The sequence below is a fragment of the Paraburkholderia panacisoli genome (assembly GCF_008369935.1).
Lineage (GTDB): Bacteria > Pseudomonadota > Gammaproteobacteria > Burkholderiales > Burkholderiaceae > Paraburkholderia > Paraburkholderia panacisoli.
On sequence record NZ_VTUZ01000008.1, the window covers coordinates 129,557 to 154,368 of the forward strand.

Here is a 24,812-nt window from a genome sequence, read left to right on the forward strand (position 1 = left end):
AGAGACAAGATAGTCGGAGCACACAATGAAAAAAGCGCCGCGCAAGCGCGACGCTTCTTGAGTTTTCTACGCGTCGTGAGCGCGTAGTTTACTTTACTTGTCGAGCACAATGCGAAGCATACGACGCAGCGGTTCGGCCGCGCCCCACAGCAACTGATCGCCGACCGTGAAGGCCGACAGAAATTCGCCACCCATCGCGAGCTTGCGCACCCGGCCGACCGGCACCGTCAGCGTGCCCGTCACCACCGCCGGCGACAAATCGCGCATCGACGCTTCGCGCTCGTTCGGCACGACGTTGACCCAGTCGTTGCCCGACGCGAGGATGCTGTTCACCTCGTCGAGCGGCACGTCCTTGTTCAGCTTGATGGTCAGCGCCTGCGAGTGGCAACGCATCGCGCCGATGCGCACGCACAGACCGTCGACCGGGATCGAACCCGGCGTGCCCATGGCCGGCTTGCCGAGAATCTTGTTGGTTTCGGCGCCGCCCTTCCACTCTTCCTTCGACATGCCGTTGCCGAGGTCCTTGTCGATCCACGGAATCAGCGAGCCGGCGAGCGGCACGCCGAAGTGGTCGGTCGGCATGCGATCGCTGTTCATCGCGCTCAGCACGCGTCGGTCGATGTCGAGAATCGCCGACGACGGATCAGCCAGGTCTTCCTTGGCCGCACCGTACAGCGTGCCCATTTGTTGGAGCAGTTCGCGCATGTTCTGCGCACCCGCGCCCGAAGCGGCCTGGTACGTCATGGCCGTCATCCAGTCGACGAGGTTTTCGCGGAACAGGCCGCCGAGCGCCATCAGCATCAGGCTGACCGTGCAGTTGCCGCCGATGAAATTCTTCTGGCCCTTGACCAGCGCGTTCTTGATCACGTCGAGGTTGACCGGATCGAGAATGATGACCGCGTCATCCTTCATGCGCAGCGACGAAGCCGCGTCGATCCAGTAGCCGTTCCAGCCCGCCGCGCGCAGCTTCGGGAACACTTCGTTGGTGTAGTCACCGCCCTGGCAGGAGATGATCGCTTCGCACTTCTTCAGGTCTTCGATGCTTGTCGCATCTTTGAGCTTGGTCTCGTTTTTGGCGAACGACGGCGCGTTGCCGCCCGCGTTGCTGGTGCTGAAAAACACCGGTTCGATCAAGTCGAAATCGCCTTCCTGCTGCATGCGTTGCATCAGGACGCTGCCGACCATGCCGCGCCAACCTACGAGACCTACGTTCATGACTTCATACCCTTCGAGTGGAAACTTCCCCGCATCTTTGCCCGCAGTGACCGCGCGGGGAAGATGAGCGGGCACGACGGACGATCAGCGTTTCGTGATCGTTTTCGGGGTAGTCGCTTTAATGAGAGCTTTGGTGATAATGGCGAGCTCAACCGCACGGGCCGTTTTGCCGTGCAGTTTGGAAATCGAGGAGATTTGGGAGATCTGCGCCATCGCTACAATATACACGAAAACCGAAATCTGGCGACGTCATTCGCCGCTGCCGTCCGTATTGCGCGCAAATCGACCTGTTTCGAGGCCGATTTGCGTTTTAAAGGCCGTTTGACGACCCCTTTACCGCGTTCAGTCCAACGCCCTTTACAGCGCTGCGACGACGGCGTCGCCCATCGCTGCGGTACCCACCTGCTTGCAACCCGGCGTGAGAATGTCGCCGGTGCGATAGCCCTGCTCGAGCACCTTCTTCACCGCGCTTTCGATGCGATCGGCCTGCTGCGCCTTGTTCAGCGAATAACGCAGCATCATCGCCGCCGACAGGATGGTGGCCAGCGGATTGGCCACGCCCTTGCCGGCGATATCCGGCGCGGAGCCATGCGACGGCTCATACAAGCCCTTGTTGTTCTTGTCGAGCGACGCCGACGGCAGCATGCCGATCGAGCCCGTCAGCATGGCCGCCTCGTCGGACAGAATGTCGCCGAACATGTTGCCGGTGACGATCACGTCGAACGACTTCGGCGCCTTCACGAGTTGCATCGCGGCGTTGTCGACGTACATGTGCGACAGCTCGACGTCCGCGTATTCCTTCGACACGTCGATCATCACGTCTTTCCAGAGCTGCGACGTTTCGAGCACGTTGGCTTTGTCCACCGAGGTCAGCTTCTTGCCGCGCTTTTGCGCTGCCTGGAACGCGACGTGCGCGATGCGGCGCACTTCGGGTTCCGAATAACGCATCGTGTCAAAGCCTTCCTTCGCGCCGGCGAACGGGCCGTCCGGCGCGGCGCGCACGCCGCGCGGCGCGCCGAAGTAGATGTCGCCGTTCAGTTCGCGCACGATCAGGATGTCGAGACCCGAGACGATCTCTTCCTTCAGCGACGACGCGCCGGTGAGCTGCGGATAGCAGATTGCCGGACGGAAGTTCGCAAACAGCTCCAGATGCTTGCGCAGGCCGAGAATCGCCTGCTCCGGACGCAGCGCGCGTTCGAGCTTGTCGTACTTCCAGTCACCGACGGCGCCGAACAGGATCGCGTCGGCTTCTTTCGCGAGCGCCAGCGTCGAATCGGGCAGCGGGTGGCCCTTCGCTTCGTAGCCCGCGCCGCCAACCGGCGCTTCTTCGAGTTCGAACTTTTCGCCGAGCACGTTCAGGACCTTCACGGCTTCCTTGACGATTTCGGGACCGATGCCGTCGCCCGGCAACACTGCGATCTTCATGCGAATTCCTTGATGATTTTCTTCGAGACTGTTGAGCGTGAATCAGCGCGCGGGCCGTCGGCCCTCACGCGCTTATCCGACGATGCGGTGATTCAGCCACGGCTGCTTCGCGATACGCTCCGCTTCGAACTGGCGAATCTCGTCCGCGTGACGCAGCGTCAGGCCGATATCGTCGAAACCGTTCAGCAGGCAGTACTTGCGGAACCCCGCGACTTCGAACGGATATTCGACGCTGCCGTCCGCCGTGCGCACGACTTGCGCGTCGAGGTCGACGGTCAGCTTGAAGCCGTTGAACGCATACGTTTCGTTGAACAGGTGATCGACCTGCTGTTCAGTCAGCACGATCGGCAGCAGGCCGTTCTTGAAGCAGTTGTTGTAAAAGATATCGGCGAAGCTCGGCGCGATCAGCGCGCGAAAGCCGTATTGCTGCAACGCCCACGGCGCGTGCTCACGCGAGCTGCCGCAGCCGAAGTTCTTACGCGCCAGCAGCACCGATGCGCCCTGATAACGCGGCTGATTGAGCACGAAATCCGGATTCAGCGGACGCTTCGAATTGTCCTGGCCCGGTTCGCCGTGATCGAGGTAACGCCATTCGTCGAATGCATTCGGACCGAAGCCCGTGCGCTTGATCGACTTCAGGAATTGCTTCGGAATGATCGCGTCCGTGTCGACGTTCTCGCGATCGAGCGGCGCCACGACGCCGGTGTGTACGATGAATTTATCCATGACGCTTGCGCCTGTTTCAAGACCGGGCGACGCGGGCGGCCGGAAAGCCGCTCGCCGCATCGCCGGCAACAATCAAAAACCGCTTATTTCTCAGCGTGATTGCTGATCGAATTGCCGAGGTGAGACATGTCCTGGCCGAATCCGTGCACCGTATTGCAGCCGGCCAGACCGAGCAATAGCCCGGCCAGCGTACCGAGTGCGAAGCGGCGCCATAGAGTGGTGCGATTCATGTTCTTCATCATGCGATTTATCCAAGCTTGCGAATATCGACGAAATGCCCTTCGATCGCCGCAGCCGCGGCCATCGCGGGGCTCACGAGGTGGGTACGGCCACCGGCGCCCTGACGACCTTCGAAATTACGATTCGACGTGGAAGCGCAACGCTCGCCCGGGTCCAACCGGTCGGCGTTCATCGCGAGACACATCGAGCAGCCCGGCTCGCGCCATTCGAAACCCGCGTCGGTAAAGACCTTGTCGAGGCCTTCGCGCTCGGCCTGCGCCTTCACGAGCCCCGAACCCGGCACTACCATCGCCAGACGGATGTTCGGCGCGACGCGGCGGCCCAGTTTCTTCACGACGTAAGCCGCGGCGCGAATGTCTTCAATGCGCGCGTTGGTGCACGACCCAATGAAGATTTTATCCGGCTTGATCGATTCGATCGGCGCATTCGGCTCGAGCGCCATGTACTTCAGCGCGCGTTCCATCGCATCGCGCTTGACCGGGTCCTTTTCGCGTTCCGGGTCCGGCACGCGGCCGTCCACGGCCGTGACCATTTCCGGCGACGTGCCCCACGTGACTTGCGGCACGATTTCCGCAGCGTTCAGTTCGACCACGCGATCGAATTGCGCGCCGTCGTCCGACTTGAACTGCTTCCAGTACTCGACCGCTTGATTCCACTCCACACCCTGCGGCGAGAACGGGCGGCCCTTCAGGTATTCGACGGTGGTGTCGTCGACCGCGACCATGCCGGCGCGCGCGCCCGCTTCGATCGCCATGTTGCAGACCGTCATGCGGCCTTCCATCGACAACGCGCGGATCGTCGATCCGCCGAACTCGATTGCGTAGCCGGTGCCGCCCGCCGTGCCGATCTTGCCGATGATCGCAAGCACGATGTCTTTCGCGGTGCAGCCGCGCCGCAGTTGGCCTTCGACCTTGATCAGCATGTTCTTGCTTTTCTTCTGCAAGAGCGTTTGCGTGGCCAGCACGTGCTCCACTTCCGACGTGCCGATACCATGCGCCAGCGCGCCGAACGCGCCGTGCGTGGACGTGTGCGAGTCGCCGCAGACGATCGTCATGCCCGGCAGCGTTGCGCCCTGTTCCGGCCCGATGATGTGCACGATGCCTTGACGCATGTCGTTCATCTTGAACTGCGTGATGCCGTACGCGTCGCAGTTCGAATCGAGCGTGTCGACTTGCAGTTTGGACACCGGGTCGGCGATGCCGTGAGTGCGGTCCGTGGTCGGGACGTTGTGGTCCGAGACCGCCAGGTTCGCGCTGATGCGCCACACCGGCCGCTCGGCCAGCTTCAGGCCTTCGAACGCCTGCGGGCTGGTCACTTCGTGCAGCAGGTGACGGTCGATATAGAGAATCGTCGTGCCGTCTTCTTCCGTGTGGACCACGTGCGTGTTCCACAATTTGTCGTAGAGAGTCTGTGCCATGGTATGCGGGGTAGTAGTGACTGCGGGCTGACTGTGTCGGTCGATTATGCCACGCAGCGCCCCGCCGTGGGCCCTTCAATCCGCTAAAAAACCGATAAAAAACATGGGGTTGGGTGGTAGTGTCGATACCTGTATCGAGGTTACCCGGAAACGGTGCGCGTGATCGCGGCATCATGCGCCGTCACGCGCACGCATGTTCAACGTGAGAGATCGAAGCCGAGTTGCGCACGCCCGAGCGGCGTCAAATCGCTCTCCTGAGCGCGGCCGATGAAGTCCGTCTCGAAGTGATCGGCGGGGAAATCCGGCGGGCTTTCGCCGCGCAGGAAGCTCGGCAACTGGCGCTTCAGATACGCGTCGTTTTTCGCGCACCACGGCGCGGACGAGATGTACATCACGTTGCTGTAGCCGCTGCCGCGATGCGCGTCCTCGACCGAATGCACGACGTCGCAGTGCCAGAACACGGCGTCACCTGGCTGCATGTGCGGGATCGGCGTGACCGCTTCGAGCAGCAGGCTGTGCCAGGCCGGTTGGATCGACAGCGCGCGCGCCGGTTGCGCACCGCAGAGGTCCTCGTCGGGAACGTCGTCCTGCAGCGCGCGCAGAATCACGTAGGCCATTGCGTTGGCGATCGGGATCAACTGCAAGGTGCCGTCGCCCGGGCCTTGCGGCGTCAGCGCGGTCCAGCCCTGGAAGGTGCGGAACATCGAACACACCGCCGGCGATGGAATCTCCTGCACGTCAGGGCGGTGAGCAGCATCGAACGGATCGTAGGCGCGCCAGTTGCCCGACAGCACATGCCGGTAGACCTTCTGGAAATTCGGATCGAGCCAGCGCTCGACGGAGCCGCCATCGACATGCGGCGACAAGCCCAACGACTCCGAGCCCGGCGGCCGGCGACGAATCCGGTCCGCGTAGACCGGCACGCGCTCGGGGTCGAAGTGCTGCTTGCCGTCGCTCTCCGAGGTCCACAGGCGATTCAGGAACACGCGCGTGTTCGTCAGTTGCTCGGACTGGCGCGCGGCCGTCTGCGGCTTCGACCAGTAGACGCCGTAAATCTGCGGCTTGCTCGACGACAGGTTGCCGAAGTATTTGTCCTCGGCGCGATGCGCGAGCTTGTCGTCGAGGTTGTTGCGCTGCACGTAGTCGGCGATTTCGTCGTTCCAGTCGCTCGCCTGCTGCCGGTCGAAGACGCCGCGGACCACGCATGCACCGCGCGTTTTGATGCCGGCGATGGTCCGCGGATCGACCTCGCCGGAAACAATCGACGCGTAATCCAGCACCGGAATCGCATCTCGTCCTTGCTCGCGGTCGCGGCGAATCGCGTCGACCTGCAGCCGGATCGCGTCTTCGACTTCGTTGAAGACTTGCGCGTAGTTGGGCAATGCTGCACGCAAGGCGCGTTTGGTGGCGCGGATTGCTGCCGGAATATTGTCGATGACGAGCGGCATGATGCTGTCTCCTATGGATTCTGTATGGGCCTGACCTGTGCCCAGAGTACGGCGCTTCGACGGGCTAAACGCATCTTTCCCGGCCAATTGCCGATACAATCCGGACATTCGCCGCCACTCCTTCCACGCGGCAAGGGGGCGTCCCGTGAAACCCCAATACGAACGCGTCACTATCCCCGACGGCTGCTCGATTCGCGTCTACCACCGCCAGCTCGCGCAGATCCCGTTCGAATGGCACCACCATCCCGAATACGAACTCACGCTGACGCTGAACAGCCGCGGCCGCCGCTTCATCGGCGACCATATCGCCGATTACAGCGGCGACGATCTCGTGCTCGTGCCGCCGGACATGCCGCACACGTGGGCGTCCACGGAGCCGATCGACGCGCGCGAGCCGCAGGTGGCGATCGTGGTCTGGTTCAGTGGCGATTGGGCGCGACGGGTGGCGGATTGCTGCCCGGAGTTCGCTGCGCTGCGCACGCTGCTCAGGCGCGGCGCGCCGGGACTCCGGTTTGCGAACGAAGCCGCAACGATGATGCGCGCGCAGAAGGATGCGTTGCTGGATGAGTCGCCGCGTGTGCGGCTGGGCGCGGTGCTGGACGTGCTCGCGTATCTGGCGGAGGCGGAAGCGGAGCCGTTGGCGTCGCCGGCTGCGCATCGGCGCGGAGCGCGACGCACAGGTGTTCCTGATACTCGGCAAGGTGGCGCGGTGCAGACGGTGCCTGGTGGGTCGTCTACGCTTTCAGTGCCGTCAGCGCTGGCAGCGCAACGAGCCATCGGTGCGTCGACTGTCGAGCAAGGCGGCAGCGCATCGGAAGCCGAGCGTCTGAATCGCGTGCTCGATCTGCTCGACCGGCGTTTCCACGAACCGCTGCGCGTCGCCGAACTATGTGACGTGGCTAACCTCTCGGAGCGCTCCTTGCACCGCTACTTCTTGCGGCATGTGGGCGAAAGCGTCGGACGCTATCTGAACCGGCTGCGCATCGGCTACGCGACGCGGCAATTGACGGACACAGCCTGGCCCATCGCACTGATCGCCACGAAGGCCGGCTTTCCGAATCTCGCCAATTTCAATCGACAGTTCCTGACTGCGCGTGGCATGACGCCGAGTGCCTACCGGCGCTTTTTCGAAACACACGGCCATCCGCCGAAGGATGCGGCCGCCGCGCCGCCCAATCTGGAGACGCGTCCGCCTTCGCTCGAACGGCCACGACGGCGCACGCGCCAGGGCAGCATGCCTGGCTGACGCGTCGACGCCGCATCGCCACAACACGTGACGCGCTGCGTCGCAAAAACAAAACGCCCCAACGATAAAACCCGTTGGGGCGTTTTCCTCTCGGCGCAGATTCTACGCTCGTTCGCAACAAACCAACCGCTACGAACTGCGCAGACTCCAAATCAATCAACGTTGCGCGATCGGCTTCGCTTCACGTTGCGTCTCGCCAATGAACAGCTGACGCGGACGGCCAATCTTCTGTTCAGGATCGGCGATCATTTCGTTCCACTGCGCGATCCAGCCGACCGTACGTGCCATCGCGAAGATACACGTGAACATCGACGTCGGGATGCCCAGCGCGCGCTGCACGATGCCCGAGTAGAAGTCGACGTTCGGGTACAGCTTGCGCGACACGAAGTATTCGTCTTCCAGCGCGATCTTTTCCAGCGCCATTGCCAGCTTGAACAGCGGGTCGTCGTGCAGGCCCAGCTCTTCCAGCACTTCGTGGCAGGTTTCGCGCATCAGCTTCGCACGCGGATCGTAGTTCTTGTACACGCGGTGACCGAAGCCCATCAGCTTCACGCCCGAGTTCTTGTCCTTCACCTGCCTGATGAACTCGGGAATGTTGTCGACCGAGCCGATTTCTTCCAGCATGTTCAGCGCGGCTTCGTTCGCGCCGCCGTGGGCCGGGCCCCACAGACACGCGATGCCCGCTGCGATACACGCGAATGGATTCGCACCCGACGAACCCGCGAGACGCACGGTCGAGGTCGACGCGTTCTGCTCGTGGTCCGCGTGCAGGATCAGGATGCGGTCGAGCGCGCGCACCAGCACGTCGTTGACTTGATATTCTTCGCACGGGTTCGAGAACATCATGCGCATGAAGTTCGCGCTATACGACAGGTCGTTCTTCGGATAAACGAACGGCTGACCAATGCTGTACTTGTACGCCATGGCGACCAGCGTCGGCAGCTTCGCGATCATGCGGATCGCCGACACTTCACGGTGACGCGGATTGTTGATGTCGAGCGAGTCGTGATAGAACGCCGACAGCGCGCCGACCGCGGCGACCAGAATCGCCATCGGGTGCGCGTCGCGACGGAAGCCGCGGAAGAAGAACTGCATCTGCTCGTGCACCATCGTGTGCTTCGTGACGGTGTCGACGAACTCGTCTTTCTGCTTTGCGTTGGGCAGTTCGCCCTTCAACAGCAGATAGCAGCTTTCGAGGAAGTCGGCGTTTTCAGCGAGGTTGTCGATCGGGTAGCCGCGATACAGCAGCTCGCCCTTGTCGCCGTCAATGTAGGTGATCGCCGAATTGCACGCCGCCGTCGACATGAAGCCCGGGTCGTACGTGAACTTGCCGGTCTGGCCGTAAAGTTTACGAATGTCGATCACATCCGGGCCGAGCGTGCCCTTGTAAATCGGCATTTCAACGCTCGGCGAATTGTCGCTGAACGATAGCGTGGCTTTAACATCTGACGGGGTCATAGCACATCCTCAATCGAAGTATGGATACAGGTTTTCGATAATCGCACGCCTGGACAACGAACTGGCCGAGGACTGGCGGCGCTCAAGCGTTGCGCAGCAGCTCCAGCACCCGGATCACATCCGGGTCGGCAAGCTCGCCTTCCGGTTCCTTGCGCACCAGCAGCAAGTCCATCAGGTCGTTATCGCTCAGCTCGAGCAGGCGCGTGAGTGCGCCCACATCGGCATCGCTGAGGTCATGCTCATATCGGCCGAAAAAACGTTCAAAGATCAGATCGTTTTCCAGCAGGCCCCGCCGCGCACGCCAGCGAAGGCGCGCGCGGCGGAGAGGGTCGGACTGATGCGATGTTTCGTCCATCTCAGACAGCGCGGCGAACCATCAATTCCTTGATCTTGCCAATCGCCTTGGTCGGGTTCAGGCCCTTCGGGCAAACGTCGACGCAATTCATGATGGTGTGGCAACGGAACAGACGGTACGGATCTTCCAGGTTGTCGAGGCGTTCGCCCGTCGCTTCGTCGCGGCTGTCCGCGATGAAACGGTAGGCTTGCAACAGACCAGCCGGGCCGACGAACTTATCCGGATTCCACCAGAAGCTCGGGCACGAGGTCGAGCAGCTAGCGCACAGAATACATTCGTACAGGCCATCCAGCTCGTCGCGTTCTTCCGGCGACTGCAGGCGTTCCTTTTCCGGCGGCGGCGTATCGTTGATCAGGTACGGCTTGATCGAGTGATACTGGTTGAAGAACTGCGTGAAGTCGCAGATCAGGTCGCGCACGACCGGCAGGCCCGGCAGCGGACGCAGCACGATCTTTTGCGGCAGGTCGTTCATGTTCTGCAAGCAGGCGAGACCGTTCTTGCCGTTGATGTTCATCGCGTCCGAACCGCACACGCCTTCGCGGCACGAGCGGCGGAACGACAAGGTCTCGTCCATTGCTTTCAGCTTGAGCAGCGCGTCGAGCAGCATGCGTTCGTGCGAGTCGATTTCGATCTCGTACGTTTGCATGCGCGGCGCTGCGTCCTTGTCCGGATCGTAGCGGTAAATTTCAAATGTACGCTTTGCCATTTCTGAATTCCTTTGACTTGTGCCTTAGAAGGTACGCGCTTTCGGCGGCACCGATTCGACGGTCAGCGGTTTCATGTGAACCGGCTTGTAGTCGAGGCGATCGCCTTCGCTGAACCACAGCGTATGGCGCAGCCAGTTTTCGTCGTCGCGATGTTCGAAGTCGTTCTGCGCGTGCGCGCCACGGCTTTCCTTGCGCGCTTCGGCGGAGACCATCGTGGCGCGTGCCACTTCGATCAGGTTCGCCACTTCCAGCGCTTCGATACGGGCCGTGTTGAAGACCTTCGACTTGTCCTTCAGATGGATGTTGTCGACACGTTCAGCCACTTCACGGATGCGCTCGACGCCTTCAGCCAGCAGCTTCGACGTGCGGAACACGCCGGCGTGCGCCTGCATCGTGCCGCGGATGTCGTTCGCGACCGACTGCGCGTACTCGCCCGACGACGACTTGTCGAGCTTGTCCAGACGCGACAGCGCGAAGTCGGCGGCGTCGGCCGGCAGCGGCTTGTGCTCCTTCATGTCCTTCACGTGCTTGACGATGTGGTTGCCGGCCGCGCGGCCGAACACCACCAGGTCGAGCAGCGAGTTCGTGCCCAGGCGGTTGGCGCCGTGCACCGACACGCACGAGCATTCGCCCACAGCGTAGAAACCGTTGACGACCTCTTCGTGGCCCTTCGCCGTACCGACGACCTGACCATTGATGTTCGTCGGGATACCGCCCATCTGGTAGTGGATGGTCGGCACAACCGGGATCGGCTCTTTAATGCAATCGACGTTCGCGAACTTCATCGCGATTTCGCGGATCGACGGCAGACGCTTCATGATCGTCTCTGCGCCGATGTGCGACAGGTCGAGCAGCACGTGATCCTTGTTCGGACCCACGCCGCGGCCTTCCTTGATTTCCTGGTCCATCGAACGCGAAACGAAGTCGCGCGGCGCCAGATCCTTCAGCGTCGGCGCGTAGCGTTCCATGAAACGCTCGCCGTTCGAGTTGCGCAGAATGCCGCCTTCGCCACGCACGCCTTCGGTAATCAGCACGCCCGCGCCGGCCACGCCGGTCGGATGGAATTGCCAGAATTCCATGTCTTGCAGTGCGATGCCCGAACGCGCGGCCATGCCCAGGCCGTCACCGGTGTTGATGAACGCGTTGGTCGATGCCGCGAAGATCCGGCCCGCGCCGCCCGTAGCGAACAGCGTGGTCTTGCCTTCGAGAATGTAGACGTCGCCGGTTTCCATTTCGAGCGCGGTCACGCCGAGCACGTCGCCGTCGGCGTCGCGGATCAGGTCCAGCGCCATCCATTCGACGAAGAATTGCGTCTTGGCCGCGACGTTTTGCTGATACAGCGTGTGCAGCAGCGCGTGACCGGTACGGTCAGCCGCCGCGCAAGCGCGTTGCACCGGCTTTTCGCCGTAGTTCGCGGTATGGCCGCCGAACGGGCGCTGATAAATCGTGCCATCCGCGTTACGGTCGAACGGCATGCCGAAGTGTTCGAGTTCGTAGACTGCATTCGGCGCTTCGCGGCACATGAACTCGATCGCGTCCTGGTCGCCGAGCCAGTCGGAACCCTTGATCGTGTCGTAGAAGTGATAGTGCCAGTTGTCTTCGCTCATGTTGCCGAGCGATGCGCCGATGCCGCCTTGAGCAGCGACCGTGTGCGAACGCGTCGGGAACACCTTGGACAGCACGCAGACCGACAGACCGGCGCGCGCGAGTTGCAGCGAAGCGCGCATCCCCGAGCCGCCTGCGCCGACGATAACCACGTCAAACTTGCGACGCGGCAGAGAATTCTTGATTGCAGCCATTCTTTTACACTCTCCAGAGAATCTGCGCAGCGTAGCCCGCACATGCGAGCAGCCAGACGATCGTCAGCGCCTGAAGCAACAGGCGCACGCCAACGGGCTTCACATAGTCCATCCAGATGTCGCGGATACCAACCCACGCGTGATAGAACAGCGACAGCAGCGTGACAAACGTGGCGAGCTTCATCCATTGCGTCGCGAAGATCGACGCCCAGCCGTCGTACGAGAAATCGTGCGCGCCGAAGAACCACGCGAGCAGGATCACCGTGTAGACCGCCATCACGGCGGCGGTGATGCGCTGTGCGAGCCAGTCGCGAAGACCGTAATGCGCGCCGACGACGAGACGCTTCGAACCAATTCGGTTATTAGCTGACATTTTTTAGAATGCTCCGAACAGTTTTGCCGCGAATGCAATGGTGAGCAGCGACGACACGACGATGACCACGATAGAGGTCTGCTTGCCTTTTTCCTTCGTCACCGCGTTGTGGTTGGTATCCATCACGAGGTGACGGACGCCGGCGCAGAAGTGAAACAGGAAAGCCCACGCGAGAACGAGCGTGATGAGCTTGACGATGATGTTGGAGAGGAAACCTTTGAAGACTTCGAAACTCAATTCGGAAGTCAGGCTCTGATCAAAGAGGTACAGCAGGAACGGAAGAAAAACAAACAACAGACCACCGCTCACGCGGTGCAGGATCGACACTCGCCCCGCTAGCGGGAGACGGTATGCCGTCAATATTTGCCCAATACCGATGTTCCGGAATTCCGGCCTCGGTTTTTTTACGGCTTCAGCCATGCTAGACCCCTACTTGTAGTCACACTAATCCGCAATTTTAGCGCCTTTTCATATCGCGCTGCAGCGAAAACCACCACAGGTCCGTTACAGTGCGCGCGATAAAGGCGCCGTCAAACAGGCGCGCATGTGGGACGCGCACCTTGCTTCAGCCCGATTCAGCTCAGATCGTTCTGATAGTAATACCCGGTTGTGACATACCAACCTCGCCGGACTTCAACCGGCCGGTCCCCGTATGTATAGGACACGCGCTCGACCGACAGCAGCGGAAAGCCCGCCGGCACGCGCAGCAGATCGGCCACGGACGGCTCCGCCGCTACCGCGCGGATCTTCTCCGTGGCGCGGATCATGCGGGTGCCGAATTCCGTCTCGAACATCGCGTAGAGGGGACCCTTGTACTCCGACAGGCGTTCGAGCGTGAGCCCGCGGAATACGGCGCCGGGCAGCCAGATTTCGTCGAGTACGGTGATTTCGCCGTCGAACTGCAGCAAGCGCTTGATCAGCACGACCGGATCGGCCGGCTTCAGATCGAGTTGGCGGGCGATGTCCGCTGAAGCGCGCAAACGCCGGCATTCGAGCAGACGGCTGACGTGCGGATGTTCCGCGCCGTCATCGGCCAGCAATCTCAGGAATCGAAACTGGGCGCGGTCTTCGTTGTGCGTTGCGACAAACGTGCCCTTGCCCTGGCGGCGCACCAGCAGGTTGTCGGCGGCGAGCTCGTCGATTGCTTTGCGCACCGTGCCCTGGCTGACCTTGTATCTTGCCGCCAATTCGACTTCACTAGGAATGATCTCACCCGGCTTCCATTCGCCGCCTTCGAGACTCTGCGTAATCAGCCCTTTGATCTGCTGATACAACGGGCTGAAAGTAGGTGACGCAGCGGGAGCGGCGGTGGATACACCCTCTCCCGCAGCCCCTTGGCCGCTCGGGTTGGTGGTGTTCGCCGGGTTCGAATTCATCCGCGCATTTCATCATAAAGGGCTGGGGTGCGTCTAGGGTTTTCCCCGCAATAGATGTGTCTTATATAAGACATAAGATAATGTTGACTTTGTGTCTGACGACTCCTACACTCCTTGTCGAGCAAGGGTTTGCGGGTTTTTTCGGTGGCTGTTTATTGCAGTGCCGCGACGCGCCGGCAGCCACTCTGCACCATGCCGTTCCCTCGCAGTTCAGGTTTCGATTCGCCGCCATCCGTTGGTCAGACGCTTGCCGAAACGCGCTGTTTGCAGGAGCCCGCACCGTGCAGCGGCTACCCGGCGTTTCGAAGTCCCGCCCCCGTCCTCTCGAGAAAACACCGGGCCGTCTGGCGTTTTCCGCTGCGCGGGAAGCCCCCTCGGGGGCTGACGTGAAGCACCGGTTGAGGACGCTCGGCAGTACAGGTTTCCGGCATGGCGGTCTTGCCGCAGTGCGCCACCCGGCCTCGGCACATTACGAGTCCGTGCGCGAACGGTGAATTCCGCCGTGTTTCATAACGCTTCGCTGAACGCGCATATAGAATGGCGTTTTCCCTAGCGTCTAACGCATCGTCCTGGAGATTTCTCAATGGCTAAGCCCGCAAAGCGCGTTGCCGTCACCGGCGCCGCAGGTCAAATCGCTTACTCCCTGCTGTTCCGCATCGCCAATGGCGACCTGCTCGGCAAGGATCAACCGGTCGTCCTGCAACTGCTCGACCTGCCGCAAGCGCAAGGCGCCGTCAAAGGCGTCGTGATGGAACTGGATGATTGCGCATTCCCGCTGCTGTCGGGCGTCGTGATCACCGACGACCCGAAGGTCGCATTCAAGGATGCAGACGTGGCCCTGCTGGTCGGCGCGCGTCCGCGTTCGAAAGGCATGGAGCGTAAGGACCTGCTGTCGGCCAACGCTGAAATCTTCACGGTTCAGGGCAAGGCGCTGAACGAAGTTGCAAGCCGTGACGTGAAGGTGCTGGTGGTCGGCAACCCGGCTAACACGAACGCCTATATCGCCATGAAGTCGGCGCCGGATCTGCCGAAGAAGAACTTCACCGCGATGCTGCGTCTGGACCACAACCGCGCGCTCTCGCAACTGGCCGCCAAGTCGGGCAAGCCGGTCGCGTCGATCGAAAAGCTGGCTGTGTGGGGCAACCACTCGCCGACCATGTACCCGGACTTCCGCGTCGCAACGGCCGAAGGTCAAGACCTGACCAAGCTGATCAACGACGAAGAATGGAACCGCAACACGTTCATCCCGACCGTCGGCAAGCGCGGTGCGGCGATCATCGAAGCGCGCGGCCTGTCGTCGGCGGCGTCGGCGGCTAACGCTGCAATCGACCACGTGCGTGACTGGGTCCTCGGCACGAACGGCAAGTGGGTCACGATGGGCATTCCGTCGGACGGCTCGTATGGCATTCCGGAAGACATCATCTACGGTGTGCCGGTCACGTGCGAAAACGGCGAGTACAAGCGCGTCGAAGGTCTGGAAATCGACGCGTTCTCGCGCGAAAAGATGGACGGCACGCTGCAGGAACTGCTGGAAGAGCGCGAAGGCGTTCAGCACCTGCTCGGCTAAGCACTAGATGCCGATGAACCGGAACTCCGTAGCGTCACCGCAGCGGGTTCCGGTTTTTTTCGTGCGAATGCAGCGTTTCACCGCTGATCCGAACGCGTTTTGCGGCCACCCCGCGGTGGCCGGACAGAACGCGACCGAATCAGATTTTGTCTAATCACCACCCACACCCCTGACGCCGAAGATGCGCGCCCTCACACCCGCCGAAGTGCTGTTTGACGGCGAAGTGCCGCCCGCTGTGCTGCCTGCCTGCGATCACTACGCCGGTAGCGAAAAGCTGATGCTGAAATCGCTCGCGTTGCAGCAGCAACTGGGGCCGGTATTCGATATCACGCTCGATTGCGAAGACGGCGCGCAAGTCGGCCGCGAGGCGGAACATGCGGAACTGGTCGCGTCGCTGCTCGGCAGCGAGCATGACCGCCTTGGCCGCGTCGGCGTGCGCATTCACGACTTCGACCACGCGCATTGGCGTGACGACGTGCGCCTGATCCTGCGCGCCGCGAAGCGAGCACCTGCTTACATCACACTGCCGAAAATCCGCAACCTCCCCGACGCCGCCGAAATGGTCGCGTTCATCGAGGCGACGCGGCGCGAGCTGGGCATCGCGCAACCGGTACCGGTGCAACTGCTGGTCGAAACCCACGGCGCGCTTACGCGCGTGTTCGACCTGGCCGCACTGCCGGGCGTCGAAGCACTAAGCTTCGGCCTGATGGATTTCGTCTCCGCGCACGACGGCGCGATCCCCGATACCGCAATGCGCTCGCCGGGCCAGTTCGATCATCCGCTGGTGCGGCGCGCGAAGCTGGAAATCTCGGCGGCCTGCCATGCACACGGCAAAGTGCCGTCGCACAATGTCAGCACGGAAGTGCGCGACATGAGCGTGGTCGCGAACGACGCCGCGCGCGCCCGCAACGAATTCGGTTACACGCGGATGTGGAGCATTCACCCGGCGCAGATCGAGGCGATCGTCGCCGCATTCGCGCCGCGCGACGAAGAAATCGCCACGGCGACCGAAATCCTGCTGGCTGCGCAATCCGCGCACTGGGGACCGACGCGCCATCACGACACATTGCACGACCGCGCGAGCTACCGCTATTACTGGTCGGTGCTGCGCCGCGCGCAAACCACCGGCCGCGCCGTTCCGCAAGAGGCCGCGCCGCTGTTCGCGGGAGCGGGCGCTAACGGACAGTCGGGATCATGAGCGTCATGATCCACGCAGCAGCTACGAGCAGGCACACAGGAGAAGGCGGGAGATGAGCGAGACGACCCAAGCCGCAGGTGCACAAGGCGGCTTCAAACCGAAGAAATCCGTCGCGCTATCAGGCGTGACGGCGGGCAACACCGCGCTGTGCACGGTCGGCAAGACCGGCAATGACTTGCACTACCGCGGCTACGACATTCTCGACATCGCGAGCGCGTGCGAATTCGAAGAGATCGCCTATCTGCTGGTCCACGAAAAGCTGCCGACCCAGGCCGAACTGACCGCCTACAAGACGAAGCTCAAGGGCCTGCGCGGCCTGCCCGCGAACGTCAAGGCGGCGCTCGAATGGATTCCCGCCGCCGCGCATCCGATGGACGTGATGCGCACCGGCGTGTCGGTGCTCGGCACCGTGCTGCCGGAGAAGGACGATCACAGCCTGGCGGGCGCGCGCGACATCGCCGACAAGCTGATGGCCTCGCTCGGCTCGATGCTGCTGTACTGGTACCACTACTCGCACAACGGCAGGCGCATCGAGGTGGAAACCGACGACGATTCGATCGGCGGCCACTTCCTGCATCTGCTGCACGGCGTCGAGCCGTCGAAGTCGTGGGTCGACGCGATGCACGTGTCGCTGAACCTGTACGCCGAGCACGAATTCAACGCCTCGACCTTCGCCGGCCGCGTGATCGCGGGCACGGGCTCGGACATCTACTCGGCAATCACCGGCGCGATCGGCGCGCTGCGCGGCCCGAAGCACGGCGGCGCCAACGAGGCCGCGTTCGAGATCCAGTCGCGCTACCAGACGCCTGACGAAGCCGAGGCGGACATCCGCCGCCGCGTCGAGAACAAGGAAGTGGTGATCGGCTTCGGCCATCCGGTGTACACGATCTCCGATCCGCGCAACAAGGTGATCAAGGAAGTCGCGCAGAAGCTCTCGAAGGAAGCGGGCAACAGCAAGCTGTTCTCGATCGCGGAGCGGCTCGAATCGGTGATGTGGGAAGCGAAGAAGATGTTCCCGAATCTGGACTGGTTCAGCGCGGTTTCGTATCACATGATGGGCGTGCCGACGGCGATGTTCACGCCGATTTTCGTGATCGCGCGCACGGCCGGCTGGAGCGCGCACATCGTCGAGCAGCGCATCGACAACAAGATCATCCGGCCGAGCGCGAATTACACCGGCCCCGAGAATTTGAAGTACCTGCCGCTAAATAGGAGAAAATAGTGGTCGCTGTGCGCTTTCTGAGCGCGTGCAGTTCAACCCGCGCGGTCGCCAGGACCGGTAGCCCGCGCAATGTTTAACTGAAACTAGATAGAAAGGTTTTCTCCATGAAAAAGCTGATGATCGCTGCCGTGATTGGCGCCCTGTCCACGACGATGCTGTCCGTCTCGACTGACGCCGCCGCACAAACGGCGACCACCACGAAGCCTGCTGCCAAGGCTGTCGCAAAACGGCCGCAGCCGCGCCGCCTGATCAAGCGCAAGGAAAATCCGGCCAAGGAAGCGAAGGTCGATCCGGTACCGGAAGGCGCGGAAAAGTGGTCGTGCAAGGACGGTCTCGCTTTCGAAATGAAGGGCGACATGAAGCGTGACCAGATCGTCACGGTTCACTGGGCGAACAAAAACTACAATCTGCCGCGCGAAGCGACCACCACGGGTGCGGACCGTTTCCACGACGCCGCAACCGGCATGGATCTCGTCGTGATCCCGACCAAGGCCATGCTGTTCCAGGACAAGGACAGCTCGCGTCTGGCAGACGAATGCAAGACGGCAGCGATGGAGCAAGGCGCGCCGGCTCCGACGCAATCGAACGCGATCAACAAGACCGGCAACTAATCACCGCCACCAGGAAAGCTCCCCGATGTCCGCTCCGATTTCCAACGTGCGACCCGACCCGGACTCCGTCCTCGTCGATCTCGTCGACTACGTTCTGGATTGTCAGATCGACAGTACGCTCGCGCTGGAAACCGCGCGTCACTGCCTGATCGATACGCTCGGTTGTGGACTCGAGGCGCTCACCTACCCGGCCTGCACCAAGCTGATGGGACCAATCGTGCAGGGCACGATCGTCCCCAACGGCGCGAAGGTGCCGGGCACGTCGTTCCAGCTGGACCCCGTTCAGGCCGCCTTCAACATCGGCGCGATGGTCCGCTGGCTCGACTTCAACGACACGTGGCTCGCCGCCGAATGGGGTCATCCGTCGGATAACCTCGGCGCAATTCTGGCGACAGCCGACTGGCTCTCGCGCAGTGCCATCGCAGCAGGCAAAGCGCCGCTGACGATGAAAGACGTGTTGATCGCAATGATCAAGGCGCACGAAATTCAAGGCTGTATCGCGCTCGAAAACTCCTTCAACAAGGTCGGGCTCGATCATGTATTGCTGGTGAAACTGGCGTCGACGGCCGTGGCCGGCCAGCTGATCGGCCTCACGCGCGACGAACTGATCAATGCGGTGTCGCAGGCGTTCGTCGACGGGCACGCGCTGCGCACTTATCGCCACGCGCCGAACACCGGTTCGCGCAAGTCGTGGGCCGCGGGCGATGCGACCTCGCGCGCCGTGCGCCTCGCGCTGATTTCGAAGACCGGCGAGATGGGCTATCCGTCGGTGCTGAGCGCGAAGACGTGGGGCTTCTACGACGTGCTGTTCAAGGGCAACGCGTTCAGATTTCAGCGTCCGTATGGCTCGTACGTGATGGAGAACGTGCTGTTCAAAATCTCGTTTCCGGCCGAGTTCCACGCGCAAACCGCCGTGGAAGCCGCGCTCGCGCTGCATGCGCAATTGAACGCGGCGGGCAAGCGCGTGGACGACATCCGCAGGATCACAATCCGCACCCACGAAGCCGCGATCCGCATCATCGACAAGAAAGGCCCGCTGAACAATCCAGCCGACCGCGATCATTGCATCCAGTACATGATCGCCGTGCCGCTGATCCATGGCCGCCTGACGGCAGCGGATTACGAAGATTCGATTGCGCAGGACGCGCGTATCGATGTGCTGCGCGCAAAGATGGAATGTGTCGAAGACGCGCAGTTCACCAAGGATTACCACGATCCGGAGAAGCGGTCGATCGCCAATGCACTGACGATCGAATTCAACGATGGATCGAAGTTCGATGAAGTCGTAGTCGAATACCCGATCGGTCATAAGCGCCGTCGCGAGGACGGGATTCCGTTGCTGGTCGAGAAGTTCAGGACCAACCTCGCGCGGCGCTTTCCGGTCAAGCAACAACTGGCGATTCTCGACGTGTCGCTCGATCAGGCAAGGCTCGAAGCCATGCCGGTCAATGAATACGTCGATCTCTACGTCATCTAGTTCAAGTACTGTAGTTCCGCGATCAAACCAAGGAAAACACCATGGCCCACAACCTCCACAAAACGCTCAAGGAATTCGACAGCGGTTCCGGCAAAGGCAAGTTCTACTCGCTGCCGCAACTCGGCAAGGCGCTGAACATCAAGATCGACCGCCTGCCGGTTTCGATCCGTCTCGTGCTGGAATCGGTGCTGCGTAACTACGACGGCAAGAAAGTCGCCGAAGAACACATCACGCAACTGGCGAACTGGAAGCCGACCGCCGCCCGCGTCGACGAGATTCCGTTCGTCGTGGCGCGCGTCGTGCTGCAGGACTTCACCGGCGTGCCGCTGCTCGCCGACATCGCTGCAATGCGCGGTGTCGCGCAACGCGCGGGCAAGAACCCGAAGTCTATCGAGCCGCTGGTCCCGGTCGATCTGGTCGTCGACCACTCGGTGCAGATCGATCACTTCCGTGAAAAGAACGCGCTCGACCTGAACATGAAACTGGAATTCCAGCGCAACAACGAGCGCTACCAGTTCATGAAGTGGGGCATGCAGGCATTCGACACGTTCAAGGTCGTGCCGCCGGGCGTCGGTATCGTTCACCAGGTGAACCTGGAATACCTCGCACGCGGCGTGCACAAGAAGGCTGACGGCGCGGACACGGTGTACTACCCGGATACGCTGGTCGGCACCGACAGCCATACCACGATGATCAACGGCATCGGCGTGGTGGGCTGGGGCGTGGGCGGCATCGAAGCTGAAGCCGGCATGCTCGGCCAGCCGGTGTACTTCCTGACGCCGGACGTGGTCGGCGTGAACCTGAAGGGCAAGCTGCGCGAAGGCGTGACGGCCACCGACCTGGTGCTGACCATCACCGAACTGCTGCGCAAGGAAAAGGTCGTCGGCAAGTTCGTCGAGTTCTTCGGCGAAGGCACGCGTTCGCTGTCGCTGCCGGACCGCGCGACGATCGGCAATATGGCGCCGGAATACGGCGCAACGATGGGCTTCTTCCCGGTCGACGAAAAGACCATCGACTACTTCAAGGGCACGGGCCGCACCGACGCGGAAATCTCCGCGTTCCAGAACTACTTCAAGGCGCAGGACCTGTTCGGCGTTCCGAAAGAAGGCGACATCGACTACACGAAGGTCGTCACGCTCGATCTGGGCACGGTCGCTCCGTCGCTGGCCGGTCCGAAGCGTCCGCAAGACCGTATCGAAATCGGCAATGTGAAGTCGACCTTCAGCGACCTGTTCTCGAAGCCGGTCGCAGAGAATGGCTTTGCGAAGAAGGCAGCCGATCTGGATGCGCAATACACAACGAGCAACGGCGTGGACGTGAAGAACGGCGACGTGCTGATCGCCGCGATCACGTCGTGCACGAACACGTCGAACCCGAGCGTGCTGCTGGCTGCTGGCCTGCTGGCGAAGAAGGCTGTCGAAGCCGGCCTGACGGTCGCTCCGCACATCAAGACTTCGCTGGCTCCGGGATCGCGCATCGTCACCGAATACCTGACCAAGACCGACCTGCTGAAGTACCTCGACAAGCTCGGCTTCACGCTGGCCGCTTACGGTTGCACGACCTGTATCGGCAACGCCGGCGACCTGACGCCGGAACTGAACGAAGCGATCACGAAGAACGACATCGTCGCGGCAGCGGTGCTGTCGGGCAACCGTAACTTCGAAGCGCGTATTCACCCGAACATCCGCGCGAACTTCCTGGCCTCGCCGCCGCTGGTCGTCGCTTACGCGATCGCCGGCAACATCACGCGCGACCTGATGACCGAACCGGTCGGCAAGGGCAAGGGCGGCAAGGACATCTACCTGGGCGACATCTGGCCGACCAGCGAAGAAGTCAACGACCTGCTCAAGTTCGCACTGGACGCGGAAGCGTTCCGCAAGAACTACGCGCAGCTCACCAAGAAGGGCGACCTGTGGAGCAAGATCGAAGGCGAAGAAGGTCAGGTGTACGACTGGCCGAAGTCGACCTACATCGCCGAGCCGCCGTTCTTCGGCAGCGACTTCTCGATGACGCCGGCCGACAGCATCGCACCGGTCAAGAACGCGCGCGCACTGGGCATCTTCGGTGACTCGGTCACGACCGACCACATCAGCCCGGCAGGCTCGATCAAGGAAGACTCGCCGGCAGGCAAGTGGCTGAAGGAAAACGGCGTGCAGAAGGCCGACTTCAACAGCTACGGCTCGCGCCGCGGCAACCACGACGTGATGATGCGCGGCACGTTCGCGAACGTCCGGATCAAGAACCTGATGATCCCGGCGAAGGCAGACGGCTCGCGCGTCGAAGGCGGCCTGACGATTCACCAGCCGAGCGGCGAACAGCAGTCGATCTATGACGCAGCGATGAAGTACATCGACGCCGGCACGCCGACGGTCGTGTTCGCGGGCGAAGAGTACGGCACGGGTTCGTCGCGTGACTGGGCTGCGAAGGGCACGCAACTGCTGGGCGTGAAGGCCGTGGTCGCACGCAGCTTCGAGCGGATCCACCGTTCGAACCTGGTCGGCATGGGCGTTCTGCCGCTGCAGTTCAAGGGCTCGGATAGCGTGCAGTCGCTCGGCATCACCGGCGAAGAGACGTACGACATCGAAGGCCTGGGCGAGGACTTCAAGCCGCAACAGGAAGTGACGCTGGTGATTCGCGGCAAGGACGGCAGCGAGAAGCGCGTGCAAGTGCTGCTGCGTATCGACACGCCGATCGAAGTCGACTACTACAAGCACGGCGGGATTCTGCCGTTCGTGCTGCGTTCGCTGCTGGCCGCTTAAGCTCGGCGGTAAAGCAAACGGCTTGGCTGTTTTGCAGGGGCTGCGTCCTGTGGAGGGCGCAGCCGATTTTGAAGCCCGACCTTTGGTCGGGCTTTTTTTTGTCGCTCAGTTTTGAGCGCTGGGCGCGGCAAAGACGGATGGGTTGTCGGTGATCCGGCGCTGCGTCATGTGGGCGTTCCAGTCGGTGTCATTTGGTGCGGGCGCGCTTGTGTTTGCCCGCGTGGTGACGCTCGCGCGGCGGTGCTGCTGCTGCGCGATGGTCCAGTCGAGCCATGCGGGCTGGGCGATGGCGTCGGCGTCAGGCGATGAGTGCTGGGGCCATTCGGGTTGCATGGAGGCGACAGAACGTATGGCCGGGCGAATCGCGTGGGTTGCTGCGCGATGTTCGTCGAACTGTGATTCGCGTGGACGCGTGGATGTCGATTTGCTGTTGGCGTGAGGCTTGCCCGGGAGCAGCGCTTGCAGCCACGGTTTGGACTCGCTTCGGAGCGCGGACTTTGGCGTCGCGGCCGCCGCTACGCGCGCGCTCCGCGCTGGCTTCAGCGCGACTTCAACGGACGGCTGCGTCGCGCCCGGCATCGCCGCAGACGGCTGCGCGATCGCCATCGTGGCCGTCTTATCGGCGTCGCGCGTCGCCGTTGCCGTTGCCGTTGCCGTCAACAGCCATGCGAGCGCAATGCTGCCAGCCAAAAAGATCATTCCCCCCAGCATTCGATCGGCACGGGATGAGTACCAGCGCGTCATCCCCATCTCGAGGTAGTGCCTGGATTCGGCCATCTGCGCATCGAAACAGGAGGAATTGTCGAATGGCTTCGGCAGCTTGTAGAAGAAGCGGGGGTTTTGTCCCGGCGCAAACGGAATGCGACGCTCCTCGAGCGAGTTGCGCCGCGCAACGTCCCGGATCACCTGATGCGCCGCGGTGACCACCGCCGACTGCGGCCGACGTTGCGCCGCGTTGCCCGGCGGCCAGCGGTACACGCCGTAAGGCGGCGGCAAACCACGCAGCGACCGCGCATTCGGGAGCGCCAGATTGCCTTGAATCAAGGCCAGCGGTCGATTCATGGCTGGGTATCCCGATGTGCGACAGGTGTCGTTTCGAGTTGCTTGACCAGGTTCCTGGCGCGGTCGATCAATGCCTCGATCAAGCCGGTGTCATGGTCCAGTGGGGAAACACTCGCGCGGCGCAGCGCCTCCATCAAACCAAGCCCGCCGACGAGCCCGACCGCGCCGCTCAATCGGTGCAGCAGGCCACGCACATGGATCGGATCACGCTGGCAATGCAATGCGCTAGCCAACGCGTATAGGTCGTCGTCCATCGCACGGCGCCAGCCGGTCAGGAACGCGGGAAGGTCGATGCCTTCTCCGGATAGTGCGTCTAGATAGCTTTGTTCGAAGGGTTCGGGGTGGGTGGGGTCGGTGCGCGTGTCGAAAACATCCACAGCAATGTGAAGAGACTGCAGGCCCATATCGTTCATAGCCCGCAAAATTTAATCGATCAGCTTATGCAGCGAAGCAAACTCGATCAGCGCCGCCAACGACGAAAGCCCGAGCTTTTCCTGAATACGGCTTTTGTAGGTGCTCACGGTCTTGTCGCTGACGAACAGCGCATTGCCAATCGCCTTGTTCGACATGCCTTTCGAGAGCATCTGCAGGATCACCAGTTCCTTGTCGGACAGCAGTCTCACCCGCTCCGCTTCATCTGCCGCGGCGTTGACCGTAGGCACCATGCCGCCGGTGGCCGTCACCGGGAACACGGTATAGCCGGCGAGGACGGCCTCCACGCCCCGCATGATCTCTTTCATTTCCTGCGACTTGCCGACAAAACCGTGGACGCCGGAGCGCATCGCGCGCGGCGCGAACGTGGCGGGGTCGTGCCCTGACAGCACCAGCACGCGGATCGCCGGATGCACGAGCTTGAGCCGTGGAATCACGTCGAGCCCGCTGATACGCGGAATGTCGAGATCCAGTATCGCCAGACTCGGCGTGTGTTGCCGGGCCATTTCGACGGCGGTCTGTCCGTTGTCGGCCTCGATGACTTCCTCGACACCCAGCAATTGCATGAGCTGCATCTTGATGACCATCCGGAATGCCGGGTGGTCATCGATAACCAGAATAGTTGACATGTTGTGCCTCCCCCTTGAAACCATTCCCCGCCGCATTGGCTCTTGTCATCGCGCGGTTTGAAGTTGTGTC

23 protein-coding genes are annotated in these 24,812 nt (G+C 62.0%); 7 read left to right on the plus strand and 16 right to left on the minus strand.

Annotated elements, in window-relative coordinates; translation table 11 throughout:
• Nucleotides 1–93: 93 nt before the first annotated feature.
• The 6 genes from asd to FVF58_RS14320 form a co-directional block, all read right to left on the minus strand.
• Complete coding sequence (asd, locus tag FVF58_RS14295) at nt 94–1,215, minus strand: aspartate-semialdehyde dehydrogenase (protein ID WP_149670561.1); 1,122 nt, start codon at nt 1,213–1,215, stop codon at nt 94–96.
• Between the two features lie 357 nt (nt 1,216–1,572).
• Nucleotides 1,573–2,640 (minus strand): 3-isopropylmalate dehydrogenase, encoded by a 1,068-nt coding sequence (gene leuB, locus FVF58_RS14300; protein ID WP_149670562.1) that lies wholly within the window; start codon nt 2,638–2,640, stop codon nt 1,573–1,575.
• Between the two features lie 72 nt (nt 2,641–2,712).
• A complete protein-coding gene (gene leuD / locus FVF58_RS14305) occupies nt 2,713–3,366 on the minus strand; it encodes a 3-isopropylmalate dehydratase small subunit (protein WP_149670563.1) in 654 nt (217 codons plus the stop codon).
• Nucleotides 3,367–3,449: 83 nt separating this feature from the next.
• Entirely contained in the window at nt 3,450–3,608 is a 159-nt protein-coding gene (locus FVF58_RS14310; RefSeq protein ID WP_149670564.1) for an entericidin A/B family lipoprotein, read from the minus strand.
• 5 nt (nt 3,609–3,613) lie between these two features.
• Complete coding sequence (gene leuC / locus FVF58_RS14315; RefSeq protein ID WP_149670565.1) at nt 3,614–5,023, minus strand: 3-isopropylmalate dehydratase large subunit; 1,410 nt, start codon at nt 5,021–5,023, stop codon at nt 3,614–3,616.
• A 197-nt stretch (nt 5,024–5,220) separates the two neighbouring features.
• Nucleotides 5,221–6,471, minus strand: coding sequence for a DUF1479 domain-containing protein (locus tag FVF58_RS14320; protein ID WP_149670566.1), 1,251 nt, complete (start codon nt 6,469–6,471; stop codon nt 5,221–5,223).
• Between the two features lie 145 nt (nt 6,472–6,616).
• Between FVF58_RS14320 and FVF58_RS14325 the strand changes: the two genes are divergently transcribed.
• On the plus strand, nt 6,617–7,717 hold the full coding sequence (locus FVF58_RS14325) for a helix-turn-helix domain-containing protein (RefSeq protein WP_149670567.1): 1,101 nt from the start codon (nt 6,617–6,619) through the stop codon (nt 7,715–7,717).
• 156 nt (nt 7,718–7,873) lie between these two features.
• Here FVF58_RS14325 and gltA read toward each other — a convergent pair whose 3' ends face one another.
• From gltA to FVF58_RS14360, 7 genes are all read right to left on the minus strand, one after another.
• Nucleotides 7,874–9,175 carry a citrate synthase gene (gltA, locus tag FVF58_RS14330; protein WP_149670568.1) on the minus strand — a complete coding sequence of 434 codons (1,302 nt, stop codon included), beginning with the start codon at nt 9,173–9,175 and terminating at the stop codon, nt 7,874–7,876.
• 82 nt (nt 9,176–9,257) lie between these two features.
• On the minus strand, nt 9,258–9,530 hold the full coding sequence (locus FVF58_RS14335; protein WP_042329019.1) for an FAD assembly factor SdhE: 273 nt from the start codon (nt 9,528–9,530) through the stop codon (nt 9,258–9,260).
• 1 nt (nt 9,531) lies between these two features.
• Nucleotides 9,532–10,236 carry a succinate dehydrogenase iron-sulfur subunit gene (locus FVF58_RS14340; RefSeq protein ID WP_054034792.1) on the minus strand — a complete coding sequence of 235 codons (705 nt, stop codon included), beginning with the start codon at nt 10,234–10,236 and terminating at the stop codon, nt 9,532–9,534.
• A 24-nt stretch (nt 10,237–10,260) separates the two neighbouring features.
• Nucleotides 10,261–12,036 carry a succinate dehydrogenase flavoprotein subunit gene (gene sdhA / locus FVF58_RS14345; RefSeq protein ID WP_149670569.1) on the minus strand — a complete coding sequence of 592 codons (1,776 nt, stop codon included), beginning with the start codon at nt 12,034–12,036 and terminating at the stop codon, nt 10,261–10,263.
• A gap of 4 nt (nt 12,037–12,040) precedes the next feature.
• A complete protein-coding gene (gene sdhD, locus FVF58_RS14350; RefSeq protein WP_149670570.1) occupies nt 12,041–12,409 on the minus strand; it encodes a succinate dehydrogenase, hydrophobic membrane anchor protein in 369 nt (122 codons plus the stop codon).
• A gap of 3 nt (nt 12,410–12,412) precedes the next feature.
• A complete protein-coding gene (gene sdhC / locus FVF58_RS14355) occupies nt 12,413–12,829 on the minus strand; it encodes a succinate dehydrogenase, cytochrome b556 subunit (RefSeq protein WP_149670571.1) in 417 nt (138 codons plus the stop codon).
• A gap of 155 nt (nt 12,830–12,984) precedes the next feature.
• Nucleotides 12,985–13,785 (minus strand): GntR family transcriptional regulator, encoded by an 801-nt coding sequence (locus tag FVF58_RS14360; RefSeq protein WP_149670572.1) that lies wholly within the window; start codon nt 13,783–13,785, stop codon nt 12,985–12,987.
• 583 nt (nt 13,786–14,368) lie between these two features.
• On the opposite strand from FVF58_RS14360, the gene FVF58_RS14365 reads away from it, so the two are divergent.
• From FVF58_RS14365 to acnA, 6 genes are all read left to right on the plus strand, one after another.
• Entirely contained in the window at nt 14,369–15,352 is a 984-nt protein-coding gene (locus FVF58_RS14365; protein WP_149670573.1) for a malate dehydrogenase, read from the plus strand.
• Between the two features lie 181 nt (nt 15,353–15,533).
• Nucleotides 15,534–16,550 (plus strand): HpcH/HpaI aldolase/citrate lyase family protein, encoded by a 1,017-nt coding sequence (locus FVF58_RS14370; protein ID WP_149670574.1) that lies wholly within the window; start codon nt 15,534–15,536, stop codon nt 16,548–16,550.
• A gap of 52 nt (nt 16,551–16,602) precedes the next feature.
• Nucleotides 16,603–17,772: a bifunctional 2-methylcitrate synthase/citrate synthase gene (gene prpC / locus FVF58_RS14375; protein ID WP_149670575.1), complete on the plus strand. Its 1,170-nt coding sequence runs from the start codon at nt 16,603–16,605 to the stop codon at nt 17,770–17,772.
• Nucleotides 17,773–17,876: 104 nt separating this feature from the next.
• On the plus strand, nt 17,877–18,383 hold the full coding sequence (locus tag FVF58_RS14380; RefSeq protein WP_149670576.1) for a hypothetical protein: 507 nt from the start codon (nt 17,877–17,879) through the stop codon (nt 18,381–18,383).
• Nucleotides 18,384–18,408: 25 nt separating this feature from the next.
• Nucleotides 18,409–19,860, plus strand: a complete 1,452-nt coding sequence (locus FVF58_RS14385; RefSeq protein WP_149670577.1) for a bifunctional 2-methylcitrate dehydratase/aconitate hydratase — start codon at nt 18,409–18,411, stop codon at nt 19,858–19,860.
• A 41-nt stretch (nt 19,861–19,901) separates the two neighbouring features.
• Nucleotides 19,902–22,619, plus strand: a complete 2,718-nt coding sequence (gene acnA / locus FVF58_RS14390; protein WP_149670578.1) for an aconitate hydratase AcnA — start codon at nt 19,902–19,904, stop codon at nt 22,617–22,619.
• A 105-nt stretch (nt 22,620–22,724) separates the two neighbouring features.
• Here the strand turns inward: acnA and FVF58_RS14395 are convergent, their stop codons facing one another.
• From FVF58_RS14395 to FVF58_RS14405, 3 genes are read right to left on the minus strand one after another with little or no spacing between them, the layout of a single operon-like run.
• Nucleotides 22,725–23,681, minus strand: coding sequence for a hypothetical protein (locus tag FVF58_RS14395; protein WP_149670579.1), 957 nt, complete (start codon nt 23,679–23,681; stop codon nt 22,725–22,727).
• Entirely contained in the window at nt 23,678–24,094 is a 417-nt protein-coding gene (locus tag FVF58_RS14400; RefSeq protein ID WP_149670580.1) for a hypothetical protein, read from the minus strand. Before FVF58_RS14400 ends, FVF58_RS14395 begins: the two co-directional genes overlap by 4 nt.
• A gap of 12 nt (nt 24,095–24,106) precedes the next feature.
• Nucleotides 24,107–24,742 carry a response regulator transcription factor gene (locus FVF58_RS14405; RefSeq protein WP_149670581.1) on the minus strand — a complete coding sequence of 212 codons (636 nt, stop codon included), beginning with the start codon at nt 24,740–24,742 and terminating at the stop codon, nt 24,107–24,109.
• Nucleotides 24,743–24,812: the final 70 nt, after the last annotated feature.